We start from the raw sequence: 22,638 nt of genomic DNA on the forward strand, positions 1-22,638 counted from the left end.
TGAGTGAACTCAGCGCTGGGATTCGAAATCGAGCAGCTTGCTGGCGACTTTCTGGCTGTCGACCTGGTAGCTGCCGTCAGCGATGGCCGCTTTGATGCGGGCCACTTTCTCGTTGTCGACCACGGGCTGGTCCTTCAGTTGATCGCTTACTTTCTGCAGTTGCTGTGCGGTGTCGCTCAGCTGTACCGACTCGCCGCTCTTGGCCGGGGCGTTGACGGAGGCATTCTCTGCGGCGGCTTCGCTGCGACCGCTCTGGGCAGCACTGCTACGGCCAGTGCTGGCTGTCGTAGAGGCCGGGTTCAGCCGGTTGAAGTCGATGACCATGGTGGAAACCTCTGGAGGTATTGGACGCTTGCCAAGCTTTTCGGCCGTCTTGAGAGAAACTTTAGGCCGAATTTTCGTGCGCCTGAGCACATTTTGCAGAGGGCTGCGTCCATCATGCCAGAAAAAGTCCTGGGTCGAGCGCTACAGGCTGACTTCCACCGTCCCCGGCTCGACCACCCGAGCCCTGACGATACGCTGGGAGCGCAGGTTGCGCACGCGGATCTGTTCGCCGGTTACCCCATCGGACAGCGCTTCGCCGGGCATGAACACGTTGATCGCACTGGTCCTGGCGCGGATCACCACCTGGTCGCCCTTGCGCACGGCCGCCGCCTGTTCGAGGAAGACCGGCGCCAGCACCTGGTCGTTGACCGTGGGGCGCTTGAGCTTCATGCCGACCACCTGGTTGGGGTCGGTCAGGTAGCCTTGGCTCAGTTGGCCGACGTCCCGTTCGACGACGCTGATATCACCGGGCTCGACGACATGATTGCGCTGCAGGGGCAGGGTGGTGACGACAACCTGGCGGAACAGCCTGACCGTCGCCGGCACGAACACCGTCCAGGGTGAACTGCCTTCGCAGAGCACCCGCACGGTGACCCGACCAACGGGCTGCGCCGGGCTTTCCAGCTTCTGTGTCAGGTCCTTGTCGCACTCCGCCAGGCGCAGGCGGGGGTCGATGCGTGCGACTTCGATCTCGTAGCGTGCGTCTATGCCCGAGGTCTGCAGATAATCTTCCACCTTGAACTCAAGAAAGCCCTGGGTGGAGCCGATAAGGATCTCAGGCGCAGTGAAGCCTTCCGCCCCTGCCGGGGAGAGGGTCAGCGCACCCGTCATGCCGAGCAGCGCAGCCATCAGGGCGCGCGCGGGTCTCAGCTGTCGGAAAAATGTCGTTGCTCGTTTCATGCAACGATCCAAGCAATGGTCATGCCGCCTTCGTGAGTCGGGCGGCGTTGCGTGCACAGGAGGCTCAATGGCCGGAGTCATGGATTCGGTCAACCAGCGTACGCAGCTGGTTGGCCAGAATCGTCTCGAACTGCTGCTGTTCCGCTTGAACGGCAGCCAGCTGTACGGGATCAACGTGTTCAAGGTGAAGGAGGTGCTGCAGTGCCCCCGCCTGACCGTGATGCCCAAATCCAGCCAGGTGGTGCGCGGGGTGGCGAACATCCGTGGCGGCACCATTCCGATCCTCGACCTGGCGCTGGCCACGGGGCGTCACGCCCTGCGGGACATCGCCAACAGCTTCGTGATCATCACCGAGTACAACACCAAGGTGCAGGGCTTCCTGGTGCATTCGGTGGAGCGCATCGTCAACATGAACTGGGAGTCGATCCATCCGCCACCCAAGGGAACCGGCCGCGACCACTACCTGACGGCGGTGACGCGGGTCGACAACCAGCTGGTGGAAATCATCGACGTGGAGAAGATCCTCGCCGAAGTGGCGCCGACCTCGGAGGACATCTCCGAAGGCGTGCTGGATGCCGAGACCCAGGCCCGAGCGGTGAGCAAGCGCGTGCTGGTGGTGGACGACTCCTCCGTGGCGCGCAAGCAGCTGGTGCGTTGCCTGGAGACTGTCGGCGTGGAAGTGCTGGCGCTCAACGACGGCCGCCAGGCGCTGGATTACCTGCACCAGATGGTGGAGGCCGGCGGGCATCCGGGCAGCGATCTGCTGATGGTGATCTCGGATATCGAGATGCCGGAAATGGATGGCTACACGCTCACGGCGGAAATCCGTCACGACCCGCGCATGCAGGATCTGCACATTCTCCTGCATACTTCGTTGTCCGGGGTGTTCAACCAGGCGATGGTGAAGAAGGTCGGCGCTGACGACTTCCTCGCCAAGTTCCGTCCCGATGACCTGGCGGCCCGTGTGTCGGACCGCATCAAGGCAGTGGATGGCGCATCGGCCTGATGCCGGCGTGACGAGATGCGGGTGGCGCCGGTGCCGCCCGCATCGTCTATGGTTTTTTGAGCACCGGTCAGGCAGTTGCCGTCGCATTGCCGGCAGCCGTCCACGAGCAAAGAGGCTTATCTGTGACATCCACCAATTCTGAATTCGAGCTGTTCCGGGATTTCCTGGAGAAGACCTGCGGCATCCTCCTGGGCGCCAACAAGCAGTACCTGGTCTCCAGCCGCTTGAACAAGTTGATGGAGCAGCAGGGCATCAAGTCCCTGGGCGAGCTGGTTCAGAAGATCCAGATGCGCAGCCAGCTGCGCGAGCAGGTGGTCGATGCCATGACCACCAACGAGACCCTGTGGTTTCGCGATACCTACCCCTTCGAGGTGCTGAAGAACCGCGTGCTGCCGGAGATGATCAAGGCCTCGCCCGGCCAGCGCCTGCGCATCTGGTCGGCGGCCTGTTCCTCGGGGCAGGAACCGTATTCGCTGTCGATGTCCATCGACGAGTTCGAGCGCACCAACCTCGGCCAACTGAAGGCCGGCGTGCAGATCGTCGCCACCGACCTGTCCGGCTCCATGCTCACCGCCTGCAAGGCCGGCGAGTACGACAGCCTGGCCATTGGCCGTGGCCTGTCGCAGGAGCGCCTGGCGCGCTACTTCGACCAGAAGACGCCGGGGCGCTGGACAGTGAAGCCACCGATCAAGAGCCGTGTGGAGTTCCGCGCGCTGAACCTGCTGGACAGCTATGCCACGCTGGGCAAGTTCGACATGGTGTTCTGCCGCAACGTGCTGATCTATTTCTCGGCCGAGGTGAAGCGCGACATCCTCCTGCGCATCCATGCCACGCTCAAGCCTGGCGGCTACCTGTTCCTCGGCGCCTCCGAAGCGCTCAACGCGCTGCCGGACCACTACCAGATGGTCCAGTGCAGCCCGGGGATCATCTACAAGGCCAAGTGATCGGCCGACGCCCCGCCTGTTCGGGCGGGGATCTTGCTACGGCATTCACCTGATCGCGGACTTTGTCCGCGATCTGCATTTCTGCGTGCGTCGAATTCGCGGCGGAGCACGGCCGCAGGAGGGGGAGAGCTTGCGATACCCATGCTATCGGTGCCTCGGAATCGATGGGTATCGCTGTGCTCCACGCCATCCTGCGTATGCGTTCGCCGGGCAGGGTGCCGTTCGCGATCGGGTGGCAATGACTTTCCCCGTAGGAGCGGGCCATGCCCGCGATCCGTCGGCAGGGCCGACGTTTCCAATAGCTTCGCGGGCAAGCTGAACGCGGCAACGGCAACGGCAGAAGAGGGCGGCAAAGCGCAGCGGCAAGCTTGCCGCCTTGCCCCTGGCGGCAAGGAAAGCGGTTGCCGCTTTGCCGCTGTTTGCCGCTCCTTGCCGCTGCTCGGATTCCCTCAAGCCCTTGATTATCCAGGGAATATAAATATGGCACGCACCTTGCTGAAGTGTTGGCAAGCCCACACCGGCAAACAGGTTCGTGACCATGAGCATCAGCTTCGACAAAGCCCTCGGCATCCACCAGCAAGCGCTGAACTTCCGCTCCCAGCGCGCTGAAGTCCTGGCCAATAACCTGGCCAACGCCGACACGCCCAACTACAAGGCGCGCGATCTGGATTTCGCCTCGGTGCTGGCAGCCCAGTCGGACAAGCTGAAGAACGGCACCTTCAGCGCGACCCTGACCAATTCGCATCACATTGCCGCCGATGGTTTCGGCATGGGTGACGAGTCGGTGAAATACCGCATCCCGAACCAGCCTTCGGTTGACCAGAACACCGTCGACGAACAGATCGAGCAAGCCAACTACGCGGAAAACTCCGTGCAGTTCCAGGCCTCGTTCACCTTCCTCAACAGCAAATTCAAAGGGCTGATGAACGCCCTGCGCGGGGAGTAATCGCCATGTCGCTCGCCAGTGTCTTCAACATCGCCGGTACCGGCATGAGTGCCCAGACCACCCGTCTGAACACCACCGCGTCGAACATCGCAAACGCCGAGAGCGTCTCCTCGAGCATCGACCAGACCTACCGCGCCCGTCACCCGGTGTTCTCCACCATGCTGCAGAACGCCCAGGGCGGCGACCAGGGTTCGCTGTTCGGCGAGACCGACCAGGCCGGTTCCGGCGTGCAGGTGCTGGGCGTGGTCGAGGACCAGAGCCCGCTGGTGCCGCGCTACGAGCCGAACCATCCGGCCGCCGACAAGGACGGCTACGTCTACTACCCCAACGTCAACGTGGTGGAGGAGATGGCCGACATGATCTCCGCCAGTCGTTCTTTCCAGAGCAACGCGGAAATGATGAACACCGCCAAGCAGATGATGCAGAAGGTCCTGACCCTGGGTCAGTAAGCGCAGAGGACGCCCCATGAGCATCAATACCGATAACAGCACCACGAGTTCGATCCTGTCCTCGCTCAACTCCGGGTCGTCGAGTTCGTCGACCACCAGCGAGACCGGGACCAGCGCGCTGGGCAAGGATTCCTTCCTGCAGTTGCTGGTCACCCAGTTGAACAACCAGAACCCGCTGGACCCGCAGGACAACACCGAGTTCGTCTCCCAGCTGGCGCAGTTCAGCAGCTTGGAGAGCATGCAGAACCTGGATACCACCCTGGGCACCTTCTATTCGTCGTTCCAGTCGTCGCAGGCCCTGCAGGCTTCTTCGCTGGTCGGGCGCTCGGTGATCGTCAATTCCAGCAAGGTGCAGGTCGATGACCCGAGCGCTGGCGTCAACGGCACCCTGGTGATGCCGTCCGGCGGCGATGGTGTGACCCTGAAGATCTACGACGACTCGGGTGACCTGATCCGCACCGTCGACATGGGCAGCCAGAAGGCCGGCAACATCGATTTCAAGTGGGACGGCAAGGACGACAGCGGCGAACTGGTGGCTGCCGGCACCTACACCGTCAAGGCCAGCGCCAGCCTGGACGGTACCAGTACCGCCCTGACCACCTACCTGCCGGCCACGGTCAACAGCGTCACGCTGGGCCAGAACGGCGGGGAAATGTCCCTGAACCTGGCTGGCATCGGCGCCGTTTCCGCCTCCAGCATTCAGACCATCGGAAAATAACGCCGCGTTTCGGCACAGGAGCAACACATGTCTTTCAATACCGCCCTGAGTGGACTCAACGCCGCGTCGATGGACCTGAACGTCACCGGCAACAACATTGCCAACGTCGGCACCACCGGCTTCAAATCCTCGCGGACCGAGTTCGCCGACCTCTACGCCTCCTCGATGCTCGGCACCGGCCGCATCGCCGTGGGTAACGGTGTGGTCACCCAGGCCGTTTCGCAGCAATTCACCCAGGGCAACCTGAGCACCACCGGTCGCAGCCTGGACCTGGCAGTGAGCGGCAACGGCTTCTTCATGACCAGCGACAACGGCAGCCGCGTCTACACCCGCAACGGCACCTTCAATACCGACGCCAGCGGCTACATCGTCGATGGTTCGGGCAATCGCCTGCAGGGTTATGGCGTCAATGGCAACGGCAACATCGTCAATGGCGTGATCACCGACCTGAAGGTCGACACCGCCAACCAGCCGCCGAGCCCGACCTCGAAGATCACTTCGACCCTGAGCCTGAACTCCAACGCCACCACGCCGACTACCACGCCGTTCGATGCCACCGACTCGGACAGCTACAACTGGTCGACCTCCGTGGACATCTATGACTCCCAGGGCAACTCGCACACCATGACGAACTACTTCGTCAAGGACAGCGCCAACAACTGGAGCATGTACACCCTGGTGGACGGGCGTAACCCGCAGACCCCGACCAGCACCACGCCGCTGAGCAGCGACATCACCTTCAACAGCGCCGGCCAGCTGACGGGCATCACTTCCACCGGCATGACCGTCAATGCCGACAACACCATGACCCTGACCGGCTGGACGCCGGCCGCCGTCACCGACTCCACCACCAACCCGGTGACCTGGGGTGCCAACGGCGCGTCAGGCACTACTGGCGGCATCAGCATCGACCTGACCAAGACCACCCAGACCAACGGCTCCTTCGCCGTGACGGCGGTGACCCAGGATGGCTACGCCACCGGCCAGATGTCCGGCCTGTCGTTCGCCGAAGACGGCCAGATGTACGCCACCTACACCAACGGCCAGTCCAAGGTGATCGGCCAGGTGATCCTGGCCAACTTCGCCAACACCCAGGGCCTGACCCCGGTGGGCAACACCGGCTGGAAGCAGTCGCTGGCCTCGGGCGAGGCGGTGATCGGCACGCCCACCTCCGGCACCCTCGGCTCGGTCGGCTCGGGAACCCTGGAAGACTCCAACGTCGACCTCACCGCGCAACTGGTGAACCTGATCGTGGCGCAGCGCAACTACCAGGCGAACGCCAAGACCGTCCAGACCGAAAGCACCATCTCCGACACCATCATCAACCTGCGTTGATGTCGTCATGAGAAAAGGCCGCGCCGGGAAAACCGGCGGGGCCTTTTTCATTGCTGCTCGCATTTCCTGCAAGTGAAGCGTCAGCGAGCGAGGTGGTTCTCGATCATCTTCACCACGTCACCGGCGTGCCCGCTGATGACTGCCTTGGCGGCGTACAGGGCCATGCCCCGCACCGCCGCGGGGGCGACCTTGGGCGGCATCACCAGTTCCTGGTTGACCACCACGTCCAGCAGTGCCGGGCCGGGCTGCGCCAGCCATTCGACAACGGCCGCTTCCAGCTCGTCGCAGTGCGTCACCTTGCGCCCCCACAGGCCGATGGCCTCCGCCACGCGGCCGAAGTCCGGGTTCTGCAGGTTGGTGAAGGCGTCCAGCATGCCTTCCACCCGTTGTTCCAGTTCGACGAAGAACAGCGCGCTGTTATTGAACACCACCAGCTTCAGCGGGATCTGCTCCTGCACCAACGTCAGCAGGTCGCCCATCAGCATGGACAGGCCGCCGTCGCCGCACAGGGCAATGACCTGGCGCTCGGGGAAGGCGACCTTCAGCCCCATGGCCTGCGGCATGGCGTTGGCCATGGTGCCGTGGACCAGGCTGCTCAGGGTGCGCCGGCTAGACAGGGCGCTGATGTAGCGCAGTATCCAGATCATCGGTGAGCCGCCGTCGGCAGTGAACATCGCATCTGCCGCCGCATGACGATCGATCAGGCTGGTCAGGTACTGCGGGCGGATCAAGCCGTTGTGCGTCGGCTGGGCGTGTTCGCGCAGGCCGGCCAGTGCCTTGCTGTGTCGCTCCAGGCAATGGTCGAGGAAGCTGCGATCCTGGCGTGGCGTGATCAGCGGCAGCAGCGCTTCCACGGTGCTGCCTACATCGCCGACGGCGCCGAGGCTGATTGGGTGGCGGCGGCCGAGGTGGCTGCCCTGGATGTCGATCTGGATGATGGTGGCGTGGTCCGGGTAGAACTGCCGCCAGGCGAAGCCTGAGCCAAGGACCAGCAGGGTGTCGCACTGGCTGACGGCGTAGCAGCCGGACTCATGGCCCATCATGCCGATCATGCCGACGTTGAAGGGGTTGTCCGGCTCGAGGAAGTCCTTGGCGCGGGAGGTGTGGGCGATGGGCGCCTGCAGGGCCGTCGCCAGTTTCTTCACCGCGTCCTGAACTCCGGCGCAGCCGATACCGCCGTAGATGGCGATGGACTTGCCGGCGTTGAGCAGCGCGGCAATCTTCTGCAGCTCATCTTCCGCCGGGCACACCCTGGGTCGTGGGGTGATCGGTGGCAGCGCCCTAGCACCAGTCGGCGCGGGCAGGCCGGCAATGTCGGCCGGTAGCACCAGCACGGCGACGCCGCGCTTGTTCAGCGCTTCCTGCACGGCCTGCTGGGTCTTGTGCACGGCCTGTTGCGCGCTGTGGATCTGCTCGCAGTAGACACTGCAACGGCTGTAGACCTGGAGGAAGTCGACCTCCTGGGGGAAGTCGGAGCCCAGGTCGTCGCTCTGGATCTGGCTGGCGATCAGCACCACCGGCAGGCCGTTGCGGTGGGACTCGAACAGGCCGTTGATGAAGTGCAGGCTGCCCGGCCCGCAGCTGCCGGCGCACAGGGTCAGGGTGTCGCTGATCAACGCTTCGGCGCCGGCGGCAAAGGCGCCGGCTTCTTCGTGGCGCACGTGCACCCAGCGGATGCCGCCCTGGCGACGCAGGGCGTCGGTGAAGTGGTTGAGGGTATCGCCGGGAATGCCCCAGCAGTGTCGGGCACCTGCGCCATGCAGGATGTCGACCATGAGTTCTGCCACTGTCTGGCTCATATCGGGCTCCTTTGAATCATCGGAGAAGGGGCGACGTGCGCCCCTGCGAAAGAGTGGGCCGGCGCCTTTGCGGGCGTCGGTTGCGCGGGGCGTCAGGGCTTCTTGCGCACGGCAGTGACTTCGATCTCCACCAGCCAGCCGGGGTCGAACAGGCCGGCGACCTGGATGGCCGAGCGCGCCGGCACCTTGGGCTGTGCCGCGGTGCCGAAGAACTGGTTGTAGCCTTCCATGAAGCCGGCGAAATCCATCTTGCCGTCCTTCTTCGGGTCACCCACCAGGTAGGCCTGCATCTTCACTACGTCGCCCATGCCCAGACCCATGGACTTGAGGGTGCCCTGGATGGATTGGAGGACGTTGATGGTCTGGGCCTTGGTATCGCCGTAGACCACGGTGGCGCCGGAGAGGTCTTTCTGCGGCACGGCGCCGGGCGTCAGGCCACTGATATGGATTTCCGAGTAGCCCTCGGGCACCTCCACCGCCAGGGCGATGGGGAAGTTGGAGTCCGGCAGCTTGTAGCGGATCACCTCGGCGGCGCCGGCGCAGAGCGGGCCGGCCAGCACGGCCAGGGAGAGCGCAAGGGCGAAGGGATTGAGTCGTTTCATCGGTCAGTCTTCTGTTGTGAAGGGCGGTGGGCGCGAAATCAGCCTTCCTGGTAAACGATGGGTTTGGGTGGCCGCAGCTCCTTGACCTGCTGATCGGTGATGGTCTGTGTGCTCTTGTTGCCGAAGTGCGTGGTGACGTAGTTGGCGACGGCGGCGATCTGCGTGTCGTTCAGGTAGGCGCTGAAGCTGGGCATGCCGTGCAGGCCGTTGAGCATGATGGCGGCGGGGTAGTCGGGAGTGGCCAGGCGCGGGTTGGCGGCGAGCTTGGGGTACATCCCCGCGCCGCTGTGGGCGCCCTGGCCCTCGGCCATGTGGCAGCCCTGGCAGATGGACTGGTAGAGCACTGCACCGTCGGTGCTGGTGAAGTTGTTGTTGTCGTGCTGGAAGATCGCGTCGTCCCGGCGCATGGGGTCGGGGCCAGCCAGTACCAGGGTCGAGGTCAGGGATAGCAGGGCGATGAGGGAAATGCGCAGTTGCATGGTTGTGATCCTCTGGAAGGTCAGCCGACGATGCGCTGGTGGAGGCGAGTGATGGCGTCGCGCGCGGAGAGGGCGGCGCCTTCCTGCCAGCCGGGGATGTAGGAGGCGTGCTCGCCGGCCAGCAGGATGCGGCCGTCGATCTGGCACAGGTTGTCGTAGTGCTCCTTGCGCGTTTCCTCGGTCCACAGGCCGTAGCAGCCGTTGGTCCAGGGCACGCGATGCCAGGCCACGCTGATACCGTTGTCGAACTCTTCGTGGTACTGCGGGTGGATCTGCGCGCCATACTCGACGACCTTCTTCAGGCGTTCCTCGGGCGTCATTGCGCTGAATTTGAAGGAGTCGGCGCCGAAGGTGTAGGCCGCCAGCAGCACGCCCTTGCCCGGCTGGTTGATGCCGGCCATGGGGTAGCTGATGCGGTTGATCGGCAGGTTGGTGCGGGTGACGCCGCCGTAGATGCGCTCGTCGTCTTCCCAGAAGCGCCGCTTGAACTGGATGCCGGCCTTGAAGGCGGTGTCGTAGGGCACCGAGGCGATGGCGGCCTTCATCTTGTCGCTGACGTTGATGTCGAGTTGGCTGAGGATCGACAGGGGCAGGGTGCAGATGCACCAGTCGGCGCTGGCGTGATCGGTCTTGCCGGTCTTCAGGTCGGTGTAGGTGGCAGTGACGCCCTTGTCGGTCTGCTCGATCCTGCTGATCTTGGCGTTGAAGCGCAGGACGGATTTCAGCTCGCGCTCGAAGGCCCGGGGCAGCATGTCCATGCCACCGGTAGGCTGGAACAGCGCAGTCTGGAATTCATACAGTTGTCCCTGGGAGATCGCCTCCCACAGGCCGGACTTGAGCACATCGCCCAACTGTGTCGGTTGGGAGTACTGCACGACCGGCATCAGGCCGCCGCCGGGGTCGATGTCATAACCGCGCCGCGAGCTGGCTTCCAGGCTTTTCGAATAGCGGTAGTTACTGTCCAGGCCGCCGAAGTCCTTCAGCGATTCGAGCAGCCTTTCCTGGTCTTCTTTGGTCAGCGGCGAGTCCAGCTTGCCCTGGCCCACCACCTTGGCCAGCAGCTCGGAGATGCCGCCCTGGTAGTCGCACTGCACGTGTCGCAAGCGCTGTGGCTTGCCGCCAAAGGCGTCGGAGGCGTGAACGTAGGCGTTGTAGTTGACCTGGAAGAACGGGTCGAGGCCGACGCCCAGTTCCTTGTAGTAGTCGAGCATGGCGTAGTGGTTGTACGGGATGCGCCACGGACCAGGGTTCACGTACTGCCCTTCATCGAACCGGCAGACCTGCTTGATGCCGCTCAGCTCGGTGAATTCGTCGCCGCCGCGCAGGGTCCAGGACCGGCCGCCCGCCTTGGCGTTGTACTCGAGGACCTGCACCTTGTAGCCGGCCTTGCGCAGCTCGTAGGCCGCCACCAGGCCGGCGATGCCCGCGCCGAGGATCAGCACGCTGGCGCCCTTGGGGTCGCCGTCGAGCTTCACCGGGCCGCGATAGGGCGGCACTGCGGCATAACCCAGGCTGGTCATGGCCTGGTACAGCACCGCGCCACCGGCGGCCATGCCGATCATGGAGAGAAGGTTGCGGCGTGTCAGAGAGGACGAAGAGTTACTCATGGGTAAGCACTCGTTTCAGGAAGGGGGGGTGAATTAGTCCGAACGGACTGAGCAGCTTTAGCACCCGCCACGGCCGTAAATGACGCCTGATTGCTGATGCAGACGGTTCATTGACGCTTTGAAGATTCGTCGGACAGCGGCGCTTCCTACTTCGTGTGCCAAGGAGTCGTAGAGCCAGAGCGCAAAATGCGATGGGAAAATGCTGACCTGCGTATGAGAAGAGAGAGCATTGGCCGCAGGCCCTGGTCTTGCCGCAGGCGGCAGAGCGTCGCCGCTTTGGCGCAGGCAATTGCCGGTGTTTTTTAAATAATTATTAAAAATCAATTGGTTGAGTTGATTTTTAGCGATTGGTACGGCACTTGCTTGCTCAGCATCCAGACGCCTACAGCGGCAATCAGCTGGGGTACGGAGGATTCGATGGACAAGATGCTGTATGTCGCCATGAGCGGCGCGAGCCAGAACACCAAAGCCATGCAGGCTCACGCCAACAACCTGGCGAACATCTCCACGACCGGCTTCCGCCGCGACTTCGAGCAAGCTCGCGCCATGCCCGTGTTCGGTGACAGCTTTCCGGCGCGCGTCTTCGCCATGAGCGAACGTCCGGCGACCGACTTCACCACCGGCTCCCTGCAGGAAACCGGCCGTGACCTCGACGTCGCCGCCAAGGGCGATGCCTGGATCGCCGTGCAGGCGCCGGACGGCGGCGAAGCCTACGTGCGCACCGGCAGCCTGGAAATCGACGCCCTCGGCCAGCTGCGCACCAGCGACGGCATGCCGGTGATGGGCAACGGCGGGCCGATCGCGATTCCGCCGGAAGAAAAGATCGACATCGGCGAGGACGGCACCATCACCATCCGTGGTCAGGGCAACAACCCCAATGCACTGGCTACCGTCGACCGCATCAAGCTCGTGACTCCCGACGCCAAGCAACTGGAGAAGGGCAGCGACGGCCTCATCCGCATGAAGTCGGGCCAGCCCGCTCCCCAGGTCGATGCCAATGCCAGCGTGCAGTCCGGCGTGCTGGAAGCCAGCAACGTCAACGCTGTCGACGAGATGACCTCGATCCTGGCGCTGTCTCGCCAGTTCGAGTTGCACGTGAAGATGATGAAAACCGCCGAAGAAGACTCCCAGTCGATGGCGCGTGTTTTGCAATTCAGCTGATAAGAACCTGATTAACCGTCCAAGGCGCCACGAATCCGGCGCCCGAGGAGAACGACATGCTTCCGGCACTTTGGGTCAGCAAGACCGGTCTGTCCGCCCAGGACATGAACCTGACCACCATCTCGAACAACCTGGCGAACGTGTCCACCACGGGCTTCAAGCGCGACCGCGCGGAGTTCCAGGACCTGCTCTACCAGATCAAGCGTCAGCCCGGCGCCAACTCGACCCAGGACACCCAGCTGCCCTCGGGCCTGCAACTGGGTACCGGTGTGCGCATCGTCGGCACCCAGAAGAACTTCACCGCCGGCAGCCTGCAGACCACCGACAACCCGCTGGACATGGCGGTCAACGGTCGTGGCTTCTTCCAGGTGCTGACCCCGGACGGCACTGTCGCCTACACCCGTGACGGCAGCTTCCACCTGAACTCCGACGGCCAGATCGTCACCTCCAACGGCAATGCCCTGGAGCCGGCCATCGTCGTCCCGGCTGAAACCCAGACCTTCACCGTCGGCAACGACGGCACTGTCTCGGTCACCGTCGCCGGCAACGCGACGCCGCAGATCATCGGCAACATCCAGACCGCCGACTTCATCAACCCGGCCGGCTTGCAGGCCACCGGCAACAACCTGTTCCTGGAAACCGCCGCCAGCGGCGCGCCCCAGGTCGGCACCCCTGGCCTGAACGGCCTGGGCACCGTGCTGCAGAACACCCTGGAGAACTCCAACGTCAGCGTGGTGGAAGAGATGGTGAACATGATCACCACCCAACGCGCGTACGAGATGAACTCCAAGGTGATCTCCACCGCGGACCAAATGCTCTCCTTCGTCACCCAGAACCTGTAACAACCGGCTGCGCGTCGGCCATGCGGCGTTGAAATCGAATTAGGAATGCTCATTGGCTGGAGCCAACTCCGCTTCCTAATTCGATTTCGCCTTGCCTGACCTAGCTCGCGCGGTCGTTGGAAAAACCGGTCCTTGGGCCACTGTGATCCCGTAGTCGCTCTCCCCGAGAGGTAGCTGTAGATGAACCGTTCCCACCTCCTTCCGCTGCTGGCCATCGCCGCGTTGGCAGGGTGCGTGAGCCCTCCGCCCAAGCCGGACGATCCCTATTACGCTCCGGTGCTGCCGCGCACGCCTGCGCCGGCTGCCCAGAACAATGGGTCGATCTACCAGGCCGGGTTCGAGAACAACCTCTACGGCGACCGCAAGGCCTTCCGCGTGGGTGACATCATCACCATCACCCTCAACGAGAAGACCCAGGCGAGCAAGAAAGCCAACTCGGACATCTCCAAGGACAGCAGCAACAAGCTCGGCCTGACCTCGATGTTCGGCAGCAGCCTGACTACCAACAACCCGGTGGGCGGCGGAGACCTGAGCCTCTCCGCCGAGTACTCGGGCAACCGCGAAACCAAGGGCGACAGCGCGGCCGGGCAGAGCAACAGCCTGACGGGCTCGATCACCGTTACCGTGGCCGACGTCATGCCCAACGGCATCCTCGCCGTGCGCGGCGAGAAGTGGATGACCCTGAACACCGGCAACGAGCTGGTGCGCATTGCCGGTCTGATCCGCGCCGACGACATCGCCACCGACAACACCGTCGCCTCCACTCGTGTGGCCGATGCGCGCATCACCTACTCGGGCACCGGCGCGTTCGCCGATGCGAGCCAGCCGGGCTGGTTCGACCGCTTCTTCCTCAGCCCGCTGTTCCCGTTCTGAGGGTGATGACGATGACTGTCGTTCGCAAGGTATCCCTCGGCCTGACCCGCGCGCTCCGCCTCGGCGGCGCGCTGCTGGCCTGCGCGCTGTTCGCCGTGCCGGCCGCCCATGCCGAACGGCTCAAGGACATCGCCACCATCCAGGGTGTGCGCAATAACCAGCTGATCGGCTACGGCCTGGTCGTCGGCCTCAATGGCACTGGCGACCAGACCACGCAGACGCCGTTCACCCTGCAGACCTTCAACAACATGCTGGCGCAGTTCGGCATCAAGGTGCCGGCAGGCTCGGGCAACGTGCAGCTGAAGAACGTCGCGGCGGTGTCCATCCATGCCGACCTTCCGCCGTTCGCCAAGCCGGGCCAGGCCATCGACATCACCGTGTCGTCCATCGGCAACGCCAAGAGCCTGCGCGGCGGCAGCCTGCTGATGACCCAGCTCAAGGGTATCGACGGCCAGACCTACGCCGTGGCCCAGGGCAACCTGGTGGTCGGCGGCTTCGACGCCGAAGGCCGCGACGGTTCCAAGATCACCGTCAACGTGCCGTCGGCCGGCCGCATTCCGGCGGGCGCTACCGTCGAGCGCGCGGTACCGAGCGGCTTCGACCAGGGCAATACCCTGACCCTGAACCTCAATCGCCCTGACTTCACCACCGCCAAGCACATCGTCGACCGCATCAACGAACTGCTCGGCCCGGGCGTCGCCCAGGCTGTGGACGGTGGCTCGGTACGCGTCAGCGCGCCGCTGGACCCGAACCAGCGCGTGGACTACATGTCCGTGCTGGAGAACCTCGATGTGCAGGCCGGCGAAGCCGTGGCCAAGGTCATCATCAACTCGCGCACCGGCACCATCGTGATCGGCCAGAACGTGCGCGTTTCGCCGGCCGCCGTGACCCACGGCAGCCTGACCGTGACCATCACCGAAGACCCCATCGTCAGCCAGCCCGGTCCGTTCTCCAACGGCCAGACTGCCGTCGTCCCGCGCTCGAACGTGAGCGCCAACCAGGAAGCCAAGCCGATGTTCAAGTTCGGCCCCGGCACCACCCTGGATGAAATCGTACGCGCCGTTAACCAGGTGGGCGCTGCGCCCGGCGACCTGATGGCGATCCTCGAAGCCCTGAAACAGGCCGGCGCGCTGCAAGCCGACCTGATCGTGATCTGAGGACGCCGCCGTGGACGCCCGACTGCTTTCTGCTGGTACCTCCACTACCGACTCCGGTTCCTACTCCGACCTCAATCGCCTGTCGGCGATGAAGACCGGCGCGAACCGCGACAGCGCGGGGAACATCCGCAAGGTCGCCCAGGAGTTCGAATCGCTGTTCATGAACGAGATGCTGAAATCCATGCGCTCGGCCAACGAGGTGTTCGCCAAGGACAACCCGATGAACAGTGAAGCGGCCAAGCAGTACCAGGACATGTACGACCATCAGCTGTCCGTGTCTCTGGCCACCCAGGGGCATGGTATCGGCCTGGCCGACGTGCTGGTCAAGCAGATGGAAAAGATGCAGGGCGTCCGCCACACCGGCAACAACCCCTTCGCCCAGACCGGCACCCAGGCGGCCACCGACGGCACCCAGAGCGCTGCGGCCACCGCTGCTGCGTCCGACCGGCAGAAGACCCCGAGCGTGTTTGCCGCCAACGGCAAGGCCTTGCCGCAACCCGAAGCCGGCCGTGACGATCGCCAGGCGCTGAACGCCCGTCGCCTTGCCTTGCCGGGCAAGCTCGCCCAGCGTATCGCTGCAGGCCTGGTGCCGGGCGCCGACAGCTCCGTGGCTTCCACCGCCAACCAGCCGGCACAGCTGGCCAGCAACGATTGGCGCGGCAGCCAGGCCTACACCAAACAGATCGACACCACCGTGGCGGTGGCCGATATCGATACCTCGGCGATCTCCACCAGGCCGGGCAAGTCGATGTTCGCTTCGGCCGACGACTTCATCAGCACCATGCTGCCCATGGCCGAGCGCGCGGCCAAGCGCATCGGTGTCGACCCGCGTTACCTGGTGGCCCAGGCCGCGCTGGAAACCGGCTGGGGCAAGAAGATGATCGCCCAGCGCGACGGCAGCAGCAGCCACAACCTGTTCGGCATCAAGACCGGTTCCAGCTGGAAGGGCGACTCCGCCCGCGCCACCACCACCGAATTCGAGAAAGGCAAGGAAGTGAAGGAAGTGGCTTCGTTCCGTGCCTACAACTCCTTCGAGCAGAGCTTCCAAGACTACGTCAGCTTCCTGCAGAACAACGATCGCTACCAGGGCGCGCTGGATTCCGCGTCGCGTCCGGATCAGTTCATGAAGGAACTGCAGCGTGCCGGCTACGCCACCGACCCGCAGTACGCGCGCAAGGTGAACCAGATCGCCAAGCAGATGCAGGTCTACCAGACCGTCGCGATGGCCGACACCCCGACTCGCACACTGTGAAGCCCTGTACAAAGGACTGCGCTAAGGAAAGACCATGAGCCTCTTATCCATCGGACTGTCCGGCCTCAACGCCTCGCAAGCGGCGCTGAGCACCACCGGCAACAACATCACCAACGTCAACACGGCGGGCTACACGCGCCAGACGACGTCGCAGGTGACCTCCGCCGAGCAGTTCGCGGGGCAGTACTACGTTGGCACCGGTACCACGGTGCAGGACGTCCGCCGGATGTACAGCGAGTTCCTGGCCAACCAGTTGCGCGGCGCCACCTCGGTGGACAGCGATGCGCAGACCTACCTCTCCCAGGTCAACCAGATCGATTCGCTGCTGTCCGACAGCACCACCGGTCTGTCCAAGGTCATGCAGAACTTCTTCGCCTCGCTGCAGACCGCTGCGGCGACGCCGACCGACGCCGCCTCGCGTCAGCTGGTGCTGACCCAGGCCGCGAACCTGGCGCAGCGCTTCAACTCGATTTCCACCCAGCTGGGCACCCAGAACAGCTACGTCAACACCCAGATGGACAGCCTGGCCGGGCAGGTCACCGACCTGGCCAAGACCATCGCCCAGTACAACCAGGCGATCATCGCAGCCGAGGCTGGCGGCGCCAGCGCCAACGACCTGCAGGACAAGCGCGACCAGGCGGTATTGCAGCTTTCCGACATGATCGGCGTCAGCGTGGTCAAGCAGGGCAGCAGCCTCAACCTCTACCTGGGCTCCGGCCAGCCGCTGGTGGTGGGGGCCAATTCCTCCACCCTGACCGCCGGCCCGAGCGCCAACAACCCGTCGCAATTCAGCCTGAGCCTGAGCTCCGGCAGCTCGACCATGGACGTCACCTCGGTGGTCACCGGGGGCCAGATGGGCGGCCTGCTGCGCTACCGCAGCGACGTGCTGAACACGACCCAGAACGAACTGGGGCGCATGGCCATCGTCCTTGCCGACACCTTCAACAGCCAGCTCGCCCAGGGCCTGGACCTGAACGGCAACTTCGGCGCGCAGCTGTTCAAGGACATCAACGACGCCAGCGTCATCGGCAACCGCAGCCTGGCCAATACCCACAATACCGGCACCGGCAACCTCAACGTCAACATCACCGACAGCAGCGCACTGACCACCAGTGACTACGAGGTGACCTTCACCTCCGCCACCGGCTACACCATCAAGCGCTCCTCTGATGGCACGGTGCTGGGCAGCGGCGACCTGACCGACAACCCGCCGAAGGAATTCGACGGCTTCAGCATCAGCCAGCAGAGCGTCGGTACCGTGCAGGCGGGCGACCGTTTCACGGTAATCCCGACCCGCACCGCGGCCTCGGACATCTCGGTCACCATGACCGACTCCAACCGCCTGGCCTTCGCCTCGCCGGTGGTCGCCAGCACCACCACTGGCAATGAAGGCAGCGGCACCATCAGCGGCACCACCCTGACCAGCAAGCTGGATGCCAGCAACGGCACCGCGCTGGGCGCCTCGATCAAGGCCGGCCTGCCGGTGAAGCTGGTGTTCGACGCAGCCAGCGGCGGCACCCAGGGCTACACCATCTACGATTCGGCAGGCAACTCGCTGGGCACCGGCAACATCGTGCCGGGCCAGAGCAATGACATCAGCATCACCGTACCGGGCTCGCCATCGTTCAGCTTCCAGACCACCATCGCCGGTTATCCAGCGGACGGCGACAGCTTCGGCGTGGCCTTCAACAGCAATGGCGACGCCGACAATAGCAACGCCCAGAAGCTCATCGACCTGCAGACCACCAAGACCGTCGGCAGCGGCACGGGCAGCGGCAGCGGCATGAGCCTGACCGGCGCGTACAGCAGCCTGACCGAGACCGTCGGCGCCACGGCCAACCAGGCCAAGCTCGATGCCACCGCCACCGAGGCGGTGCTGACCCAGGCGCAAGGCAGCCGCGACTCGCTGTCGGCGGTCAACCTCGATGAAGAGGCGGCCAACCTGGTGAAGTTCCAGCAGTACTACACGGCCTCCGCGCAGATCATCAAGACCGCGCAGACGCTCTTCGACACCCTGATCAACAACATCTGAGGAGGCTGAAATGGTTGTGCGAATTTCCACCCCGCAGATCTTCAATTCGAACATCGACAACTACAACCGCGGCTATGCCAGCCTGGCCAAGCTGCAGGAGCAGATCTCCAGCGGCACGCGTATCCAGACTCCGGCGGACGACCCCGTCGGCGCCGCGCGTCTGTTGCAGCTGGAGCAGCAGCAGGCGCTGCTGACCCAGTACAGCGGCAACATGACGTCCGCGACCAACAGCCTGAACCAGGAGCAGAGCGTCCTCGATTCCATCACCACCGCCCTGCAGCGCGCCCGCGAACTGACCCTGCGCGCCGGCGACGGCTCGATGACCGACGAGGACCGTGGCGCCATCAGCGATGAGCTGGGCGAAATCCAGAACCAGCTGCTGACCCTGATGAACAGCAAGGACGCCAGCGGCAACTACCTGTTCTCCGGCAGCAAGAGCACCGTGCAGCCCTTCGTGCAGAACGCCGACGGCAGCTTCAGCTACCAGGGCGACCAGAGCACCCTCAAACTGCAGATCTCCGACAATCTGACGCTGTCCACCAACGACAACGGCTGGAGCATCTTCGAGATGGCGGCCAACGCCAGCCGCACCATCAGCTCGGTGACCAGCAATCCGAGCGCCGACGGTGTGCAGCGTGTTTTCCTGTCCCAGGGCAATGTGACCAGCGACAGCAACTACAACGCCAGCTTCCGTGATGGCGCGCCCTACACGCTGAACGTGCTCAGCGGCACGCAGTACCAGATCCTCGACAAGGACGGCAACGACGTCACCAGCGATGCCACCACCAATGGCACCTACGACTCGACCTCCACCGACAGCAACGCCATCAACTTCCGTGGTGCGCAGTTCCAGCTGGACGTATCGCTGCCTTCCAGCGACGACGCCAGCACGGTGGACAGCCTGGTCAACGGCTACAGCTTCAGCTTCGGTACCGCGCCCGACACCCTGTCGGTCAAGCGCAGCGCCACCAACACCTCCACGGCGCAGATCACCTCCACCACGGTGAGCAACAACACCGCTTACACCACGCAGTTCCCCAGCAGCGGCGTGCAGCTCAAGTTCACCAGCGCCACCGACTTCGAGGTCTACGCGCTGCCCACCAGCCAGGGCGCCACACCGCTGTCCACCGGCACGCTGGGCGCGACCTTCCCGCAAACGGTGACCGTGGCCGGCGTGGACATGACCCTCAGCGCCGCCCCGGCGACCGGTGATCAGTTCTCCGTCACTGCCAGCTCTCCGGAGCGGCAGAACATCCTCAATACCATCGGCGATCTGCGGACCGCGCTGGATACCTCTACCAGTGGGAACCCGCAGGCGCAGCTGAATATCCGCAACATGGTCGCGACTGCGCTCACCAACCTCGACAAGGCCAGCGACCAGGTGCTGGCGACCCAGTCGTCCATTGGTGCGCGGCTCAACACCATCGATGTGCTGAACCAGGAAAACCAGAGCCTGGCGCTGACCAACACCACTACGCAGTCGTCGATCCGCGATACCGACATGGCCGCGGCGACCTCGCAACTGGTGCTGCAGCAGACCATGCTCGAAGCGGCCCAGGCGGCGTTCGCGCGGATCAGCCAGCTCAGTCTGTTCAACAAACTCTGATCATTCCGGCCCGCCCGAAAGCGGCGGGCCCCACTCGGGAAGAACCACACATGGGTGATATCAACTTCAGCGCCAAGGGCCGCCAACTGATCGAGATGTACGGGCAGATGGCGCGCGAAGGCTACGATCGCAACGACGAGCAGCACGTCGACGTTGCCTTCAGCGACTTCGAGTTACGCCCGTTCCGTCCCCAGGTCCGCGAGATACTGCAGAACCATGCTATTCGCAACGTGCTGGACTACGGTTGCGGCGGCTCCGACTGGACCCAGCCCGGCTTCGATGACAATGGCCAGTCCGCCGTGCAGTACTTCAACCTCGAAGGGGCTTACCGCTACGAGCCTGCGCGTGGCATCGACGAACGCCGGAAAGTCGACTGCGTAGTGTCCTTCGACGTACTCGAGCACATCTTCGTTGCCGACGTGCCCAAGGTTCTGCGTGACATCTACTCCTGCGCTGAGCGCCTGGTGATCCTCAACGTCGCCTGCTATCCGGCCCAGGCGTTGCTGCCCAACGGTGAGAACGCCCACATCACCGTACGCCAGCCGCTGTGGTGGAAGGGCATGCTGGACTGCATCACACCGGAGTTCCCCGGCATCACGACCTGCCTGATCTGTTCCACCGCCTGGCGTCAGGCCACCGGTTTTCCGCAGTGGAGTGGCGACATGTGGCAGGCCAGCGAGACGTTCGTCATCGCCAACTGAGCCGCTTGCGCAGTCAACAGAAAAGCCTCCCGAGTGGAGGCTTTCTTGTTCGTGCGCAATGGGCAGGAGCAGACCTGCTCGGCTAACCCAAGCGCTCCCCCTGCAGGAGCGGGCCATGCCCGCGATCGCGCGCAAGGCGCGCTCCTACAGTTCAGTTTTCGTAGATGCGGACCTTGTCTGCGAAATCCTCCGAGGCGTACCCGCAGACCAACGCAAATCGACAGAGCGATTCGCTCCTGCCAAGTGTCCAAGAAAAAGCCCGGCAAACGCCGGGCTTTTTCGTTGCCGCGCTCTGTCAGTCCAGGCGCTTGAACACACAGAAGCCGCGATGGTGAACCTTGTCGTCGACCAGTTGGCCCTGGTACAGCAGGAAGAAACCCTGCTCGTAGAAGTGGCGCATGTTGGCGAAGAACTTGGTGTCGTTCATCCGCAAGTCGTTGCTCTCTATGACCACGATGCCGCCGGGCTTGAGCAGGCTCTTGAGGTCGGCGACGTAGTCGGGCATCGGCTTGCCGATCCACACGTGCACGGCAAACGAGAAGATCACGTCGAACAGGCCCGGCTCGCTGGCGCGCAAGTCTTCATAGGTGCAGGTGCGGAACTCGCAGTTCTCCACCTTGTGATGCTGCGCCAGGCGGTCGGCGATGCGGATCAGCGAGTCGTTGTTGTCGAAGCCCAGGTAGCTGCCAACCTGTTGCGCCACTTCGATGCCGAAGCAGCCGATGTTGCAGCCGATGTCCAGCACGCGGTCGGTCGGCGAGAGCCATTTATCCAGCGCGTAGCGGTTCATCCGGAACAGGGTCGGGCGGGCGCCCGGCAGGTCCCAGCCCTCATGGCCCTGGTACAGCTCCTTGTTGGCGCCGAATACCTGGGACTGTGAGAAGAAGTTCTCGTGTACGTCCAGCTTGCAGTCGCGCCACTGGCTCTCTTCCGGCGCGGCGTCGGGGCTGCGCAGATAGCAGAGCACGTCGTTACCGTCGACCAGATTCAGTTGCTCGCGCAGGTTGTGCTCGGCCCAGACCTCCAGCACGTCCGGTGAGGTTGGCACGGCGGCGCGGCGGATCAGCACCGGGGCGTGGCGGCCTTCGTATTGCAGGAAGCCCTGGTAGTAGAAGTAGCCCATGCGGATATAGGGCACGTGCTCGTAGGGCGCCGCGTAGATGATGCCGTTGCCGGATTCGAAGAACAGCGGGGCGATCTTCTGCACCAGGTCTTTCGGATCGAACAGCGCCTGCAGGTTCAGGGTGCCGGCTTCGATGCGCTGCCAGCCGGTGACCGCCAGCAGGTCGTCGCGTTGGCTCGGGTTGTTCTCCATGATCGCCTTGGCGCCGGGAGGGCCGCCGACGGTCGCTGCGTGGCTGGAGCGGGCGAACACCCGGGCCTTGCCGAAGAAGCTGCTGGCCTCGGCCTGGCGCATGCCCTGGAGCATCTCCAGCTGCGCCAGCAGGTCAGCGGTGTCAGCGCGCTTCTCGTAGGTGGAGAGGCTGGCCAGCCAGTGGTATGCCTCTTCCAGGTGGCCCTGGAACAGCGCCAGGGTCGCCAGGGTGTTGCGTACCTCGAAGTCTTCCGCATCCAGTTGCACCGCCAGGTGCAGGTAGGGGTGGGCCTCGTCGTAGCGACGCAGGCGCACCAGCAGGCGGCCGAGCAGGCTGTTCACCGCGGCGTTGTCAGGCACCGCCTGCTGGATATGCAGCAGGTGGTCGAGGGCTTCGTCGTTGTTCTTGCCGAGCTCGCCCAGGGCGATGGCCAGGCTCAGGCGCACGGGCAGGTCATCAGGACGTTCGCCGTGCAACTCGCGGAAGGCGGCGACGGCCGCTTCACGCTGACCGCTTTGTTGCAGTTGCTGAGCCTGGGCAATGCGGGCTTCAAAAGGTTGGGACACTGGGGTTCTCCTCCAAGCGGAGT

The 22,638-nt window shown here is 64.1% G+C and carries 21 protein-coding genes; 14 read left to right on the forward strand and 7 right to left on the reverse strand.

What is annotated here, in order from left to right; genetic code table 11:
• Positions 1-9: 9 nt before the first annotated feature.
• Complete coding sequence (flgM, locus tag IB273_RS12460; protein WP_045212162.1) at positions 10-324, reverse strand: flagellar biosynthesis anti-sigma factor FlgM; 315 nt, start codon at positions 322-324, stop codon at positions 10-12.
• A 141-nt stretch (positions 325-465) separates the two neighbouring features.
• The gene (gene flgA / locus IB273_RS12465) at positions 466-1,155 is read right to left on the reverse strand and encodes a flagellar basal body P-ring formation chaperone FlgA (RefSeq protein WP_139791622.1); all 690 of its coding nucleotides are present in this window, start codon (positions 1,153-1,155) and stop codon (positions 466-468) included.
• Positions 1,156-1,291: 136 nt separating this feature from the next.
• Between flgA and IB273_RS12470 the strand changes: the two genes are divergently transcribed.
• From IB273_RS12470 to flgE, 6 genes are all read left to right on the forward strand, one after another.
• Positions 1,292-2,230, forward strand: coding sequence for a chemotaxis protein CheV (locus IB273_RS12470; RefSeq protein WP_151187854.1), 939 nt, complete (start codon positions 1,292-1,294; stop codon positions 2,228-2,230).
• 122 nt (positions 2,231-2,352) lie between these two features.
• Positions 2,353-3,174 carry a protein-glutamate O-methyltransferase CheR gene (gene cheR, locus IB273_RS12475; protein WP_138212790.1) on the forward strand — a complete coding sequence of 274 codons (822 nt, stop codon included), beginning with the start codon at positions 2,353-2,355 and terminating at the stop codon, positions 3,172-3,174.
• Positions 3,175-3,712: 538 nt separating this feature from the next.
• On the forward strand, positions 3,713-4,120 hold the full coding sequence (gene flgB, locus IB273_RS12480) for a flagellar basal body rod protein FlgB (RefSeq protein WP_081519255.1): 408 nt from the start codon (positions 3,713-3,715) through the stop codon (positions 4,118-4,120).
• Between the two features lie 5 nt (positions 4,121-4,125).
• A complete protein-coding gene (gene flgC / locus IB273_RS12485) occupies positions 4,126-4,569 on the forward strand; it encodes a flagellar basal body rod protein FlgC (RefSeq protein ID WP_045212156.1) in 444 nt (147 codons plus the stop codon).
• Between the two features lie 22 nt (positions 4,570-4,591).
• Complete coding sequence (gene flgD / locus IB273_RS12490; RefSeq protein WP_412548079.1) at positions 4,592-5,287, forward strand: flagellar hook assembly protein FlgD; 696 nt, start codon at positions 4,592-4,594, stop codon at positions 5,285-5,287.
• 27 nt (positions 5,288-5,314) lie between these two features.
• The gene (gene flgE / locus IB273_RS12495; protein WP_192224185.1) at positions 5,315-6,622 is read left to right on the forward strand and encodes a flagellar hook protein FlgE; all 1,308 of its coding nucleotides are present in this window, start codon (positions 5,315-5,317) and stop codon (positions 6,620-6,622) included.
• Between the two features lie 80 nt (positions 6,623-6,702).
• On the opposite strand, the gene IB273_RS12500 is transcribed toward flgE, so the two are convergent.
• The 4 genes from IB273_RS12500 to IB273_RS12515 form a co-directional block, all read right to left on the reverse strand.
• On the reverse strand, positions 6,703-8,421 hold the full coding sequence (locus tag IB273_RS12500) for a thiamine pyrophosphate-dependent enzyme (RefSeq protein ID WP_192224186.1): 1,719 nt from the start codon (positions 8,419-8,421) through the stop codon (positions 6,703-6,705).
• A gap of 92 nt (positions 8,422-8,513) precedes the next feature.
• Positions 8,514-9,023, reverse strand: coding sequence for a RidA family protein (locus IB273_RS12505; protein ID WP_192224187.1), 510 nt, complete (start codon positions 9,021-9,023; stop codon positions 8,514-8,516).
• 38 nt (positions 9,024-9,061) lie between these two features.
• The gene (locus IB273_RS12510) at positions 9,062-9,502 is read right to left on the reverse strand and encodes a c-type cytochrome (protein ID WP_192224188.1); all 441 of its coding nucleotides are present in this window, start codon (positions 9,500-9,502) and stop codon (positions 9,062-9,064) included.
• Positions 9,503-9,522: 20 nt separating this feature from the next.
• Positions 9,523-11,109, reverse strand: a complete 1,587-nt coding sequence (locus tag IB273_RS12515; RefSeq protein WP_192224189.1) for a flavin monoamine oxidase family protein — start codon at positions 11,107-11,109, stop codon at positions 9,523-9,525.
• Between the two features lie 417 nt (positions 11,110-11,526).
• On the opposite strand from IB273_RS12515, the gene flgF reads away from it, so the two are divergent.
• The 8 genes from flgF to IB273_RS12555 all read left to right on the forward strand — a co-directional run bounded on the left by flgF (position 11,527) and on the right by IB273_RS12555 (position 20,733).
• Positions 11,527-12,270: a flagellar basal-body rod protein FlgF gene (gene flgF / locus IB273_RS12520; RefSeq protein WP_192224190.1), complete on the forward strand. Its 744-nt coding sequence runs from the start codon at positions 11,527-11,529 to the stop codon at positions 12,268-12,270.
• 56 nt (positions 12,271-12,326) lie between these two features.
• The gene (gene flgG / locus IB273_RS12525) at positions 12,327-13,112 is read left to right on the forward strand and encodes a flagellar basal-body rod protein FlgG (RefSeq protein ID WP_081519258.1); all 786 of its coding nucleotides are present in this window, start codon (positions 12,327-12,329) and stop codon (positions 13,110-13,112) included.
• A 180-nt stretch (positions 13,113-13,292) separates the two neighbouring features.
• Entirely contained in the window at positions 13,293-13,985 is a 693-nt protein-coding gene (flgH, locus tag IB273_RS12530) for a flagellar basal body L-ring protein FlgH (RefSeq protein WP_081519259.1), read from the forward strand.
• Positions 13,986-13,996: 11 nt separating this feature from the next.
• On the forward strand, positions 13,997-15,142 hold the full coding sequence (locus IB273_RS12535; RefSeq protein WP_081519260.1) for a flagellar basal body P-ring protein FlgI: 1,146 nt from the start codon (positions 13,997-13,999) through the stop codon (positions 15,140-15,142).
• Positions 15,143-15,152: 10 nt separating this feature from the next.
• Entirely contained in the window at positions 15,153-16,394 is a 1,242-nt protein-coding gene (gene flgJ, locus IB273_RS12540) for a flagellar assembly peptidoglycan hydrolase FlgJ (RefSeq protein ID WP_192224191.1), read from the forward strand.
• 34 nt (positions 16,395-16,428) lie between these two features.
• On the forward strand, positions 16,429-18,426 hold the full coding sequence (gene flgK, locus IB273_RS12545; RefSeq protein WP_192224192.1) for a flagellar hook-associated protein FlgK: 1,998 nt from the start codon (positions 16,429-16,431) through the stop codon (positions 18,424-18,426).
• A 10-nt stretch (positions 18,427-18,436) separates the two neighbouring features.
• Positions 18,437-20,032, forward strand: a complete 1,596-nt coding sequence (locus IB273_RS12550) for a flagellar hook-associated protein 3 (RefSeq protein WP_225594636.1) — start codon at positions 18,437-18,439, stop codon at positions 20,030-20,032.
• 50 nt (positions 20,033-20,082) lie between these two features.
• Positions 20,083-20,733: a hypothetical protein gene (locus IB273_RS12555; RefSeq protein ID WP_081519263.1), complete on the forward strand. Its 651-nt coding sequence runs from the start codon at positions 20,083-20,085 to the stop codon at positions 20,731-20,733.
• A 295-nt stretch (positions 20,734-21,028) separates the two neighbouring features.
• On the opposite strand, the gene IB273_RS12560 is transcribed toward IB273_RS12555, so the two are convergent.
• Positions 21,029-22,615, reverse strand: a complete 1,587-nt coding sequence (locus tag IB273_RS12560) for a methyltransferase domain-containing protein (protein ID WP_192224193.1) — start codon at positions 22,613-22,615, stop codon at positions 21,029-21,031.
• Between the last annotated feature and the right edge of the window lie 23 nt (positions 22,616-22,638).

This window comes from Pseudomonas sp. PDM19 (genome assembly GCF_014852215.1).
In the GTDB taxonomy this organism is placed as follows: domain Bacteria; phylum Pseudomonadota; class Gammaproteobacteria; order Pseudomonadales; family Pseudomonadaceae; genus Pseudomonas.

What these genes read in the sequence shown, in the direction of transcription:
- flgH (WP_081519259.1), top strand. Translation starts at nt 13,293, where the DNA reads ATGAACCGTTCCCACCTCCTTCCGCTGCTGGCCATCGCCGCGTTGGCA.
- IB273_RS12535 (WP_081519260.1), top strand. Translation starts at nt 13,997, where the DNA reads ATGACTGTCGTTCGCAAGGTATCCCTCGGCCTGACCCGCGCGCTCCGC.
- flgC (WP_045212156.1), top strand. Translation starts at nt 4,126, where the DNA reads ATGTCGCTCGCCAGTGTCTTCAACATCGCCGGTACCGGCATGAGTGCC.
- IB273_RS12505 (WP_192224187.1), bottom strand. Translation starts at nt 9,023, where the DNA reads ATGAAACGACTCAATCCCTTCGCCCTTGCGCTCTCCCTGGCCGTGCTG.
- flgK (WP_192224192.1), top strand. Translation starts at nt 16,429, where the DNA reads ATGAGCCTCTTATCCATCGGACTGTCCGGCCTCAACGCCTCGCAAGCG.
- IB273_RS12555 (WP_081519263.1), top strand. Translation starts at nt 20,083, where the DNA reads ATGGGTGATATCAACTTCAGCGCCAAGGGCCGCCAACTGATCGAGATG.
- flgG (WP_081519258.1), top strand. Translation starts at nt 12,327, where the DNA reads ATGCTTCCGGCACTTTGGGTCAGCAAGACCGGTCTGTCCGCCCAGGAC.
- flgA (WP_139791622.1), bottom strand. Translation starts at nt 1,155, where the DNA reads ATGACGGGTGCGCTGACCCTCTCCCCGGCAGGGGCGGAAGGCTTCACT.
- IB273_RS12500 (WP_192224186.1), bottom strand. Translation starts at nt 8,421, where the DNA reads ATGAGCCAGACAGTGGCAGAACTCATGGTCGACATCCTGCATGGCGCA.
- IB273_RS12550 (WP_225594636.1), top strand. Translation starts at nt 18,437, where the DNA reads ATGGTTGTGCGAATTTCCACCCCGCAGATCTTCAATTCGAACATCGAC.
- flgE (WP_192224185.1), top strand. Translation starts at nt 5,315, where the DNA reads ATGTCTTTCAATACCGCCCTGAGTGGACTCAACGCCGCGTCGATGGAC.
- IB273_RS12470 (WP_151187854.1), top strand. Translation starts at nt 1,292, where the DNA reads ATGGCCGGAGTCATGGATTCGGTCAACCAGCGTACGCAGCTGGTTGGC.
- IB273_RS12515 (WP_192224189.1), bottom strand. Translation starts at nt 11,109, where the DNA reads ATGAGTAACTCTTCGTCCTCTCTGACACGCCGCAACCTTCTCTCCATG.
- flgM (WP_045212162.1), bottom strand. Translation starts at nt 324, where the DNA reads ATGGTCATCGACTTCAACCGGCTGAACCCGGCCTCTACGACAGCCAGC.
- flgF (WP_192224190.1), top strand. Translation starts at nt 11,527, where the DNA reads ATGGACAAGATGCTGTATGTCGCCATGAGCGGCGCGAGCCAGAACACC.
- IB273_RS12510 (WP_192224188.1), bottom strand. Translation starts at nt 9,502, where the DNA reads ATGCAACTGCGCATTTCCCTCATCGCCCTGCTATCCCTGACCTCGACC.
- flgB (WP_081519255.1), top strand. Translation starts at nt 3,713, where the DNA reads ATGAGCATCAGCTTCGACAAAGCCCTCGGCATCCACCAGCAAGCGCTG.